We start from the raw sequence: 12,466 nt of genomic DNA on the forward strand, positions 1-12,466 counted from the left end.
AAGCTCTATATAAACAACGACTTGAGCTCTACCTAGCTCAAGTCATTGTTTAATTCATTTAAAATAAAATGCTTTGCAGATTCTAGATTATCAAAAAGACAATCTTTGAAAGTAACGTCTCTTTTGGCGTTTTGCATTATTCGTTGCATTTGGCTTATAGCAATAGGTGATGTAAGCACAAACGCGCTAATTAAACAGTTGTTTTGCTGCATGCTGTGGCTTATGGCTACCATTTCTTGCTCGGCCTGTGGGGTTGCAGCTACAACGTTTGATGAGTCACTTATATAACCCCATTTTTCGCCTTTAAATGATTGAATGGTTTCAAAAAGCGCTGTTTTAAAATTACTTAAAAGCTCAAGTTCTAGGTTTCCGCTAAATTGTGCAATAACTATGTTATTTTCAAGCGATAAATTAACGTGTCCGTTTTTATTTTTGTATTCCATTAATACCTCCTAAATTAGCTTTTTATCTAAATGTAGTTTAGCAGCCAAGAGGGTACAAGCGGCTGCAAACTTATTAAAGTGCTTTAATATAGTTAAGCGCGCTTTTAATAACCGCTACTTGCGCCAAAATACATTCTTCATCTGTGGCTGTTGGACTATCAGGGTATACCTCTGTTGTGGTTACATAGGGTGCATCTGTAAAGCCCATACACAAACCTAAATCGCGTGCTGCGTAATTAATAACGCCAAATTGCTCTTGAGGGACGCCTATTAGCTGGTTGTTTTCATCGCTCGGGGCAATGTGCGTGACCTTTGCCACATCTTCGATAATTACTTTTTGAAATTCAGGCTCAGGCTTATTGGTATCGGCCACTAAATAAAACCCATCAGGTATGTTCCAATTAGTGTTTGTCGTGCCTTCACGGGCAGCAAGTGCGGGTCTAAATTCACTGTTATCGCTGTCGGTTGTTTCGTGTAAATCAATATGAGCAACTAAGTCTACATTGAGTGATTTTACAAACGCCATAATAGCTGCTGACTCTTGTGCTGGGCTGCCTTCGTAAAATGAGCGGTTAGGGTCAATAGCATCAGGGTTCCAGCGGTTTATTGTTTCATATCCCCAAGGGCTAATGCAGGGCGCAACAACAATATTAAACTGCTCAGAGTGTTGCATAGCAGATGTTTTAGCAAATCTAAGTGCGCCATGTACGCCACTGGTTTCGTAGCCATGTACACCACCGGTGATTAAAACAGTTGGTTTATTGGCATTAAAGTTAGGCGTTTTTAATATATATAATGGGTAAGTACCAGCGGCGTAATTAAGCTCGCCGTATTGCTCTATATCTAAGGTGCTTTTAAGGTCATTAATTAGCGTTACGACTTCGTTTTGGTAACTGCGTTTAATGTTTTGGCGTGCTAACCACTGGGCTTTATCGTTGTTATTCCATTTTTTGCCTGGTGTGCCAATAGGGTATGTGCTGTTAGTCATAATAAACCTTTATATCAACTGTTATTTGTTCTCCTATAAATAAGGAGGGCAATTACAATTGGTAAAATTACTTAATAAAGGCGTAGCTTAACGCTGAGTAAATTAGCGTGCAAATTAAAACGTTAAAGTCATATTTTTAATAGCGCGTGATTGCTGGGCTTTAATATAACTTTGGTTTGCGAACTCACCCGAAATACTACCTACTCGTTCACGCCTTACACTAACGGTTAAACTACACGTTTTACTTTGATCTACTTGCGAGCTGCTAAACATATCTAAGCTTTGCAAATCTATTTCAAGGCGCGAAGTACTAAGCGCAAAAAGCATTGATTGTAAAAGTGTTTCATTATTATTGTTAGTGCAGCTACTGCTAAGTTCTACTTGACTAGTACTATTGGGATCAGTGCCATCTAACTGAACTGTAAGGGGACTATTAATACTAAAAGTTTGGTTGTTACTCGGGGTTAAAATAATAAAATTTAAAGGTAGTTCCACACCTGAATTCGCATTTATGCCATCGTCTCGTTTAAATTTTATATCAAACTGTTGGTTATCATCAGTAGCATTTATATACGCTTGGTAATCAACGTCTAAAAAGTCGGTATCTTTTGTAAGTACAATAGCAGTGTTATTAACAACAGCTTGCAATGAGTCGCTATCGCTTAAAATAATGTTTGAGCCATTAGCATCTCCCGCATTTAGCTCTGCGTTAACACGCGTGCGGTTACCGTCAGAAATCAGTTCAAAGCCTGCCCAAATTCCTTTTGTTTTTACTAAATTCGACTCTGTTTCTGTTGTACAGGCGCATAATAATAAAATTAAAGCAGTTGTGGTAATGCACTTTTTAAGCATGTTAGCTCCTTTTAACCACTGAATTAGCTATAAGTAATTGTTTAATTGCGGATATACCTGGTAAATATATTAAGTGTATTTGTGCATTGTTACACAACACACTATCTGTAAATGTTTAAAATTGTTAATGGTTGTGAGTAAAATGATAACATTAAGTTTTAAAAGTCAGCCTGCTAAGAGGTTGCTTGATAAATGACTACTATTTAGCGTTAAATGTAATATAAAAGAGTATGTTACAATCAAGCCAAAGCATATCTTCATATTGAGTATTATGGCGCAGTATATTGCTACTCCAAGTTGGCTAGGCCGTTTTTTTACCCGTATTAAACACGTAACTATTGAACAAGAGCGCCTTGTTGTGCATTTTAGAAGTGTTCCCGCACGGACATTTTTAATTAAAGACTTTGATAATTACTCAATACTTAAAAATCGTTTATTTAGCGCCAAAATTAATTTGTGCGATAGTAGCAATACATCAATTAGCTTTTTAAACAAAGCACAAGCTAAGTCTTTAAATACCGCCCTTAATACGCAATTTTCAGCCATGCTTGAGCAAAAAGTAAATAACGCCAAGGCTTTGCTAAAGCGTTATGCTTTAGATGAGTTTTTACGTGATAGTTCCATGAAAATACTTAATAACGAAGTATTTTTACTTGCTAAACAATACGCTCAAAGTATAAATACATGGCAACAACACTTATCGCCAAGCAGTATTAAATTTTTAAATATACTGAGCTCCACACCCAATACTCACGATGCAATCGCACAGCTGCGCCATAAATATGAAAAAAAACAGCTAACTCTTAAAAATGACTTTTTTAATCAAGTAGAGTCAAATCCATTAACAACAGAGCAGCGCTTAGCGGTTATACGCGATAACGATAAAAACCTAGTATTAGCGGCAGCAGGCACAGGTAAAACATCTGTGATGGTCGCAAAATCGTTAGATCTAATAGCGTGTGATATTGCCAAGCCTGAGCAAATTTTGGTGCTGGCCTATAATAAAACAGCAGCAAATGAGCTTAAAGAGCGCTTTATTAAACGCGCCACGTATGCAAAATTGCATACCAAAGCACCCACTATTTTAACGTTTCATGCGCTTGGGCTTAAATTATTACAAAGTGCTAAAAAGCCAATCGAATTGTCAAAATTTGCAACCGACCCAGTTCAATTAAATAGTTGGTTAACTGGGTGGGTAAGTAAAAAAATACAAACCGAGCCACAGTTTTTAAAAGCATTTGTAGATTTACTCCATGAGCCGATTGATATATTTAGCTTTAAAGATAATGCACAGTACGAGCGGTACGTACGCGATAACGAATACCGTAGCCTTGCGGGTCATAAAGTAAAAAGTTATCAGGAAGTGCTTATTTCAAACTGGCTACATTTGAATTGCGTGGCGCACAGTTATGAGGTGAATTATCACTTTAATCAAGGCGCAGAGCTAAGTGGGCAATACCAACCAGACTTTTATATACCTCAATACGATATTTACTTAGAGCACTTTGGCATTGATAGGCAAGGGAATACCCGTGCCGATATAGATAAAAAACACTATAACGAGCAAATTGCATTTAAGCGTAAGTTACATAAACAAAATGGCACCACTTTACTCGAAACCTTTCATTACAACTGGGTAGAAGGAAAGCTAGAGCAAACTCTCGCTAAACAATTAAAGCAGCATAATGTTGAATTAACACCTTTAAGTAACGACGAAATATTTCATACTTTAAATAACTCAGGACAGTTACAGCAAGGCATTGATAAGTACATAAAATGCTTACAAGCTATTCGAGTGGAGCAACTAAGTAATAAGCAAATAGCGCAGCGCATCAAGCAAAGTGGTATTAAAAACTATCAACAATATGCAAACTTGTTAGTGCAAATTCATGACGCTTATATAAATGAACTAAGCACGCAAAATGCCATTGATTTTGACGACATGATTATTCAAGCAACAAAGGCGATAGTAAGCGGAGATTTTAATATTCCATGGAGCCACATTTTAGTTGATGAGTTTCAAGATATATCAAGTGCGCGTATGGTTTTTTTAAATGCCATATTAAAATATGGCAAAGGAATACGCTTTACTGCGGTAGGTGATGACTGGCAAGCAATTTATCGGTTCTCGGGTGGTAATTTAGCGCTTACTACACGCTTTAATGAATTAGTGGGCAGCCACTCACTTACTATGTTGCAAAAAACATTTAGATATAACAATAGTATTAGTGATGTAGCGGGGCGCTTTGTAATGCAAAACCCTGAGCAATATAAAAAGCAGATCAGCACACATACGCAAGTAACCACACCACAAGTTATTTTGTTAGACGATTTATACCAAGGCACTAAATCGATAGAAATAAAAGTACAGCAGAGCATAAGCACTATTCAAAAAAACGATGCATCAGCGAGCATTGCCATACTTAGTCGATACCGATACATGTTAAATAGCGTGCAGCAGCATTTAAAAGATAAAAAGCATACAAACCCTCTTTATTTTTGGACATTGCATAGCGCTAAGGGGCTTGAAGCCGATTACTGTATTATTATTGGTTTTGAACAAGGTAAATTAGGGTTTCCTAGCGATAATCAAAATAACGTCCTGGTGGAGTCGTTATTACCAGTGCAAGATGAATTCACTCACTCAGAAGAAAGGCGTTTGCTTTATGTAGGTATTACGCGCGCAAAACATAAAGCGTATTTAATTGCAGACCCTTATGCATGCTCAGCGTTTGTAAAAGAACTAGTAAATGACGATTATCCTATTCAAATCGGCTCCACGTTGTTTAACAAGTCGCAACTAAAGCAAAGAGAGTGTAATACGTGCAGCGACGGATTAATTGTGCCAAAAACGGGTCAGTATGGTGATTATTATAGCTGTACTAATACGCAGATTTGCGAAACTAAACTACGAGTGTGTAAAAGCTGTAGTAGCCCATCAGTTGATAAAAGCACGTATTCACAATGTGTGAATACAGAGTGTAAAACGCAGCATCCAATTTGTGAAAAGTGTGGTCGCGAAATGCGTAAACGTAAATCTAAGCACGGTGAATTTTTAGGGTGCAGTGGTTTCGCACTTAAAGAGGATAACTGTAAAAACACTCGAAAAATGAATGTTTAACGGCTAACGAGCAGGTTTACACCTGTCTATTTTATAGAACAATGTAAATAGAAATTATATTCATTTGATTGATTTTAACAAGTTATCAATGTCTAATAGAAGAATGAGCTTTAACTGTTGTTTATTATGCATTTTTTCAATAGGTTCTTTTTATTAAACGATCACTATTCAGCCCCTGATCAGGTTGCTAATTGGCGAGTAAGTGCACTGCGCATTATTCTATCATTAGTAATGGTGTTATGTTTTGCTGTGGTGTGCCACACGTACGCAAGCGCTATTGAGTTTAACTTAATTTATATTGTTGTATTAACAAGCAGTTTTTTTGCGACTGTATGCGGTTTGCTTATAGCAAGTAAGCGTTTTTATCACTTCAGCGCGCATGTACTTTTAATAGCCATTGTAGCTGCTAGCGTGTCAATGAACTTATTTTTAACAGACCTAGAGCTTGCTAAAGTGGGCTCTATGTATATGTATTCCTGCCCAATAATCGCACTTATGCTACTTGGTTATAGAACAGCCCTTGCTTATGGCGTATTAAATATTGTACCGTTTTATATGATCATCAATAACGTTGATGTATCGGGCTTAACTGGCATTGCTCAGCAACTTCCCGATGCCAGCTTATACATTACAGGGCTAATATTCTTATTTTTTAACATTTGTATTCCCCTTGCTGTGGCACGCACAATTGTGGCTGCTAAGCGTTTAAACAAAACAATGATAAGCGCTAATACACACCTTAAAGATAAAAATGAGCTTTATCGAAGCCTGTTCACCGAATCAAATAAAGCCAAAATTATTGTTGACGAAAATCTTGTCATTACTGATTTTAATCAACACGCTATTGATATGTTTGGTATAAAAAAAGAATTAAAAGAAGAATGCGTTAACCTTTCTCATTTATTTCCTACTTTAGTTTTTGACGCCCCTAATGCTCAAAATAAAATTGTGAAGTACAAAAAAAGCTATTTTAAAGCCTGCTACCAACAAATAACAATGAGTACTAACTACCGTGTATACGACTTTTACGATTGCACGCAAGAACAGCTCATTAAACAAAATTTATCGATGATGGAACAAGAAAATAAACGTTTACGCTTTAGAGACTCGCAAACAAAACTACCTAATAGAGAATGGTTTGAGCTGCAATGCGACAGATTAACAAGCAAATACCAAAAAGGTTTTTTTATCGTTGTTACCCAAAGTGCAAATAGTGAATACTTAAATTTAAAGCTCACTAAAGCCGACTCTCAAGCATTACTTATTAACGCGTACAAGCGTTTAAAGGCGATGGCAGATGGGCCGTTGTTGTGTGCCCATATAGGAGTAGGAAAGCTTGCTTTTATAATTGGCGCAAACTCGCAAAACGAGCTTGAAGATAAGCTATTAATGCAAATAAAAAATACATTAGATAAAACTTATAATGTGTTTGGCACTAAGTGTCAGCAATCATTTTTATTTGGTTTTGCAAAGTATCCTGATCACGGAAAAAACAGCACAACAGTACTTAGCAATGCGTGCGAAGCACTTAAAGTTGCAAACTGTAATATGCCTCTAAGTGGTTATAACGAAAAACAATCACAAGCTTTTATCGAAAAATACGAAATTTCGATGTTATTAGATGAAGCGCTTCAGCAGGGCGATTTGTCGGTACACTATCAACCTAAAGTAGATGCAACGGGTAAATGTATAGGGCTTGAAGCTTTAGCGCGTTGGAACAGTCCTATACTAGGTAATGTGTCGCCAGTGGTATTTATTCCTATTGCCGAAGAATACAGAATGGTCAGTAGGTTAACCGATCTGATTATTCAAAAAGTCTGCGCTCAAATTTCCAATTGGACTAAGGCGGGTTTACCGAGTGTGCCGGTGGCAATAAATATATCTCTAATTGATTTTAGCCAAACCGATTTTATGTCAAAACTGGTTAAATACCTTGCCGACTTCAACGTAAAGCCACCTCAAATAGAGTTAGAACTGACTGAAACCTCTCTTGAGGCAAACCAAGCGCATTCGCTAAAGCTTATGCAAACACTGCAATCGTGGGGTTTTACTATTTCGGTTGATGATTTTGGAGTGGGGTATTCTAATATTGCACGCCTTGCCGATTACCCTATTAACAAGCTCAAGTTAGATCGCTCATTAATTAGCCAAGTAACAAGCTCTACGCGTCAAAAAAGTTTAGTTAAAGCGGTGCACGTTATGTGTGAAGAGCTTGATATTAAGTGTGTAGCCGAAGGAGTAGAAACCCAAGAGCAAGTAGCAATAATGGCGCAAATGGGGTGTAAAGAATTTCAGGGCTTTTACTTTGCGAAACCAATGTCAGCCGAAAATTTTGCAGAGCATGTTAGCCGCCATGGCTTAGTGTTTAACCCCAAAGAGGTGACGGCTCAACTTTAAATGTATAGCAGGTATTTTATTACCTAGTTACAGAGCTGTTGGGCGTTTATAGTTATTTCGCACTGATGAATAACTCCTGCTCCCCAATGCTGTATATCTGATTGAGCAGTACAGCCTGCATCTTCAATTAAAGCCGTATTGGCATCACATAAAAGTAGCACTGCGTTATCATCTTGTACGTTTACAATAAGCGTGTATTCCCCAAAAGGTGCAAGTTTGCTTAAATCGTTATTAACAGCGGCTTTTAATAACTCATCAGTTGTTGAATAGGATGTTTCACTAAATTTTAGTGTGCCATCAACGGCTGTAGCAATATCTTTTAATTGTGAGGCTAAGTCGGCCATCACTTCTGGATTGTTTTTTTTAGGAGTGTAGCAACCGCTAAGTAATACTATGAGGCTTATATAAAGTAAGTGTTTCATTTTATTGGCTCCATACCGTCATCGTGTTGTGTTCATCGTAGCCTGTATCTAGGTTCCAATTTTTAATTGCACTGTAATCAGTATCTAAAAATACGGCATTGGCAATAATGGTTATGTAGTGCTGAATGTTACTAACGGCAAAGTCAAAAATATCGTTGTAATGCATAGGCTCGTGCGGCGTTTTTAGATGTTCAATAAAAGTGGGGTCTACTTCGTTTGGGCGAGGATAAAACAAGCCTAAATTAGCAGCAACATGGCGTGCACAGGCAAATAATCGATAGCTTTCTTCAACATTATTTACTACAAGCTGAAAACCGTTATGCCATGAATTAAAGTTAGGAGCGTGTTGTGCTGCGTAGCTTGGGTGAACCGTTAATAAAGCATGTCGCCAAATTTTTGCAATATCGGTATCAAAATTATCGTCTTTGTTAGTACAAGATCCAATATTTTGTTGCACGCGGTCAGCATAACCTAACTCACCTAAGTTTAAACGTTGCCAAATAAACGCGTCTTGATTCATTTCGCAGGTACGGTGCGCCGTTTGGTTTTGCGCGTAAGGGCCTACTTTTAATTCAACAACCGGATGCACTGTTATATCTGCAGCAACATGGGCCATATAACCGCATAACCAGGAAAAACACTTTTCAAATGCTTCACCTTCAAGTGTTTTACAGTATTCAATCATTGCTTTAAGTAAATCGCCTGTGTGCTCATAGTGCATTAGGTCGGCCCACGCATTTTGGCTAGGCTGCGCTACAGCTAAGTAAGGATAATCGGGGGCTACACAGCCTAGTTCAAGGTATGCTTGGCGTTGGCTTAAAATAAGCTTTGCTTTTTTAGGCATATCCATTTTAGCGAGTGACTTGGTTTGCGTTGCAATATTAACAGCAGTGATGTGCGCAAAAGCACCTGGCATTGTCATATCCTTATGATTTATTAATAAGGGTACAGATTAACATTGAGAGGGGGTTAAATAAAGCCAACTAAATGCAAGTATAGCGGGGTAAACACCTATTAAATTATCTGCTCAACTAATTGGCCATTCTCGTATAATTTAGCATGTTGACGCTTATGTTCTTCAAATAGGTAAGCTCTTAGTTGCTCTTGACCGCTATGAATTTGCGTTATTTTAGCGGCTATACCTTGCGTGCTTTGCCTTACGGGTTCTATTTCCATCGAAATACTTTGTTTGTTAGGTAAAAGAAATTCCATGTGCTGCGATTTATTTAAATGGTTACCTTTTCTGAGGGGTTTTAAAAACATCCCCGTGTTTGATATTGATTCAATTTTAAACCCTTGGCTTTTAATATTTAGCTCACTCCAGCGCCAACTGCGCAGCGTGCCTTGTGTGTCTATTACTTCGGGGGCGGTTAAAATCGGTTTGATTATACCGGCGCTATCAATTTTCAAGTCCAACGGAAACCATAACTGATAGTGTGCAACCTCTGCGAGCAGGGTTAAATTAGCGCTACTAAGTAAGTGAGCAATATTGGCTGGTACTGAACTTTGTAACGTTAAAACGTGACTGTTGTGAGCATGTGACTTTGTATTGGGCTTAAATAACTCAGCAAAAAAATTTATCTCTTCATTAGAAAAGTCCATATTTCACCCCAGTTACATAAAATAATTCACCACCGTAATTTAAACAATGAAATTGGTCAATAAATGCTCCGTTTAAATTTGTTTAGATAATATTTACAAAGACAGAGGGGCAAACTAAACAATGTATTTAAATGCAGTGCTTAACCCGAACGTTTTTCAGAGACTTGAATTATTTAACATTTATAAAAATATATTTAGGCGCAAGTGGCTAGCTGTTAAACTACAGCACATTAGTTTTATTATTTATATTAGAGTTTACATTATGATATGTGCATTTTTACGTGATCAACAGCCGAAGTTACTGGGTATGGTAGTGGCATTGTTCGGTGCCGGTTTTTCAATAAATGCAGTGGCTCAAGAGCAAAGCCAAACTTTAATTTTAGTGGGGTCAGAGCTTACTACCTGTACTAGCGCCAAGCTTAATAATTGCCAAAAAGAGGCTGTTATTGATGGTAAGTCACATAATTTATATACACTTAGCAGCTCTCAAATAAAAAACATCGCGCAGCATTGGCCTAATAATAATGTTGAGGCAAAAACGGCTGTATTAAAAACACTTAAAACCATACAAAGTAAATCGTCAAATAGCGTATCAAAAACAGATTTACTCTGGCAGTGGCGCGATATAAATAATCAGCAATTAGAAAGTCTAACTCAGCAAGAGTACAACTTTGTATTTGATATGCTAGAAGTACCGCTACTTAATAAAAACGGTGAGCGTTTAAAAGAGCAAGTAAATACCGATTTTAATAATGAGGTTGCGACTAATAATATTTTACAATTTGTGTCGGGCAGTTTAAAAGTTAATAACGCAAAACCAACCATGCTTGCTATTACGGCTTCGAGCCGCGACCCTTATGAGTCGGCAGATGTAGCGCAAAGTCTTTTGGCACAATCAAATATAAACACTCAATGGTTAGCACTAACGCCAGCGCTTGCTAAAGCGATTACGAGTAACTCGTGCGATGAATTACCAGCGCTTAGAAATACATTAATGAATGTGTATAACCGTGAAGTGATTTATCCCGATCGCACAAAGGCCGAATACGCTTTATGTAAAAATGGCACTAATGCACTTGTATCACTTATTAAAAATAGTACCGGTGTGATGTTTAATAGCGGTAATGCAGCATTAACTCATAAGGTATTATTTGATCAAAACAATAACCCATACCCGTGGACGCAAGCATTGCAAACTCGCCCAGTAATTGTAGGTGAAGGAGCGGGCGCAGCAATCCAAAGTAAAGTGACGGGCATGCTTACAAATACGACAAGCCTTGAGGCACTTCGTAAAAGTGAAAATAACACTAATGCTGGTGGGCTGGGCAGTTTTAACTTTGGTGTACTAGATATTCAATTTAGCGAACAAAACCGTACATTTAGGCTTGCAGCAACGCTAAATAAAAACGAAGTGAAAAATAGTAAAACAGAGATTCAACATGGATTTGGTATTGATGAAAATACAGCCTTAGTTGTTATTAAATCGCCAGAAGGTAGTTTAATAACCGTAATAGGCAAAAGTGGTGTAGTGCATTTGGCTAACCAAGGTAAAGCCCAACCTGAGAGTAAGAGCTATAGCTATTCGTACTGGCCTACAAACAGTGTAATTGAAATTACCAATAACACGTTTACCTTAAGCGCACGCACAATAGATGAAGCGTTACCCGCTATAAAAATACCTCCACTGCCAGTGCAGCGTTTTGGCTCAATTTTAACAAATTCAAAACTGCGTTCACTTACTCAAGCTATGTGTTTAAGCCAAGAGCAAAGTGCGGTAGCCCAACAAGACGAGTTTATAATTAGCCTTACAGCAACGAGTGACACGCAGTATCATCGCATCAATGCAAAAGAGTTTGGTTGTGCGCTAAGCAATTTAGAGTTAGCTATAAAGTCGATTTAGTGACTAACCTGAGCCAAGGGTTTAAGTTTTTGGCTCTTCTATATAAAATAGCCACCATAATGATTTAAAAGCCTTACTAAAAGAGTGTTAAAATGAATAAAGAAAATGATGTAATTTCTAGTCTAGCCGAATTAGAAAGCTTTTTATTAAATGTAGAAAACGGCGGTCTTGGCCTTAAGGGTGTTTCGGGCGTTGGTATGGCAACAAACAATAGTGATGGTAGTCGTTTTGTAGCCGTGTTTGACGACCAACAAAAGCTGCTTTTAGCGCGCAGTATTACAGAAGATGTATTCCAAACAGGGCAAGATATGGTACGTAATGGTGTAGGGCGCAAGCACTAGTACTTTAATAAAAAAGCGCTTAGAGCGCTTTTTTATTTTAATTTCAATAAATTGAAATCAAATGCCTTCATATAGATTCCACAAAGGCCACTTCAAGTTAATAACAATTAAATACAACCCCCATCAAAAACCACAAAACTAGCCAGCTAAACTCAGTTTTATTAAGTGCGCTTAGTTAAATAAGATAGTGCTACGGATAAATTGTAGAATCAAAACAGATGGATTTTGGCTATATTTTGAAGAGAAGTTTAACTTATTGATATAGGTGTAGTTAATTGGTCGGTATGGAGAGATTCGAACTCTCGACCCCTGCCACCCCATGACAGTGCGCTACCAAGCTGCGCTACATACCGACGTTGTTTGCAATAGTACGTGTATTTTTTTAAAAATCAATAAGCGA

At 37.6% G+C, this 12,466-nt stretch carries 10 protein-coding genes and 1 tRNA gene; 4 read left to right on the forward strand and 7 right to left on the reverse strand.

The window, feature by feature from the left end:
* Nucleotides 1–32: 32 nt before the first annotated feature.
* The 3 genes from H5161_RS05600 to H5161_RS05610 all read right to left on the reverse strand — a co-directional run bounded on the left by H5161_RS05600 (nucleotide 33) and on the right by H5161_RS05610 (nucleotide 2,283).
* Complete coding sequence (locus H5161_RS05600) at nucleotides 33–443, reverse strand: hypothetical protein (RefSeq protein ID WP_182696237.1); 411 nt, start codon at nucleotides 441–443, stop codon at nucleotides 33–35.
* A gap of 73 nt (nucleotides 444–516) precedes the next feature.
* On the reverse strand, nucleotides 517–1,431 hold the full coding sequence (locus tag H5161_RS05605; RefSeq protein ID WP_182671832.1) for a M14 family metallocarboxypeptidase: 915 nt from the start codon (nucleotides 1,429–1,431) through the stop codon (nucleotides 517–519).
* 114 nt (nucleotides 1,432–1,545) lie between these two features.
* Nucleotides 1,546–2,283, reverse strand: coding sequence for a hypothetical protein (locus H5161_RS05610; protein ID WP_182768874.1), 738 nt, complete (start codon nucleotides 2,281–2,283; stop codon nucleotides 1,546–1,548).
* Between the two features lie 271 nt (nucleotides 2,284–2,554).
* On the opposite strand from H5161_RS05610, the gene H5161_RS05615 reads away from it, so the two are divergent.
* Nucleotides 2,555–5,404: a UvrD-helicase domain-containing protein gene (locus H5161_RS05615; protein WP_182768875.1), complete on the forward strand. Its 2,850-nt coding sequence runs from the start codon at nucleotides 2,555–2,557 to the stop codon at nucleotides 5,402–5,404.
* A gap of 126 nt (nucleotides 5,405–5,530) precedes the next feature.
* A complete protein-coding gene (locus tag H5161_RS05620; RefSeq protein ID WP_182696234.1) occupies nucleotides 5,531–7,801 on the forward strand; it encodes an EAL domain-containing protein in 2,271 nt (756 codons plus the stop codon).
* Nucleotides 7,802–7,824: 23 nt separating this feature from the next.
* On the opposite strand, the gene H5161_RS05625 is transcribed toward H5161_RS05620, so the two are convergent.
* From H5161_RS05625 to H5161_RS05635, 3 genes are all read right to left on the reverse strand, one after another.
* Complete coding sequence (locus H5161_RS05625) at nucleotides 7,825–8,223, reverse strand: hypothetical protein (RefSeq protein ID WP_002960664.1); 399 nt, start codon at nucleotides 8,221–8,223, stop codon at nucleotides 7,825–7,827.
* Between the two features lies 1 nt (nucleotide 8,224).
* Complete coding sequence (locus H5161_RS05630) at nucleotides 8,225–9,139, reverse strand: zinc dependent phospholipase C family protein (RefSeq protein WP_182696233.1); 915 nt, start codon at nucleotides 9,137–9,139, stop codon at nucleotides 8,225–8,227.
* A gap of 98 nt (nucleotides 9,140–9,237) precedes the next feature.
* Nucleotides 9,238–9,825 (reverse strand): hypothetical protein, encoded by a 588-nt coding sequence (locus tag H5161_RS05635; RefSeq protein ID WP_182768876.1) that lies wholly within the window; start codon nucleotides 9,823–9,825, stop codon nucleotides 9,238–9,240.
* Between the two features lie 262 nt (nucleotides 9,826–10,087).
* Here H5161_RS05635 and H5161_RS05640 point away from each other — a divergent pair, with 262 nt between their 5' ends.
* A complete protein-coding gene (locus H5161_RS05640) occupies nucleotides 10,088–11,725 on the forward strand; it encodes a cyanophycinase (RefSeq protein WP_182768877.1) in 1,638 nt (545 codons plus the stop codon).
* A 92-nt stretch (nucleotides 11,726–11,817) separates the two neighbouring features.
* Nucleotides 11,818–12,066, forward strand: coding sequence for a hypothetical protein (locus H5161_RS05645; RefSeq protein WP_002960658.1), 249 nt, complete (start codon nucleotides 11,818–11,820; stop codon nucleotides 12,064–12,066).
* Nucleotides 12,067–12,342: 276 nt separating this feature from the next.
* On the opposite strand, the gene H5161_RS05650 is transcribed toward H5161_RS05645, so the two are convergent.
* Nucleotides 12,343–12,419: transfer RNA gene (locus H5161_RS05650), tRNA-Pro, on the reverse strand.
* Between the last annotated feature and the right edge of the window lie 47 nt (nucleotides 12,420–12,466).

This window comes from Pseudoalteromonas sp. SG43-5 (assembly GCF_014164345.1).
Taxonomy (GTDB): domain Bacteria; phylum Pseudomonadota; class Gammaproteobacteria; order Enterobacterales; family Alteromonadaceae; genus Pseudoalteromonas; species Pseudoalteromonas distincta.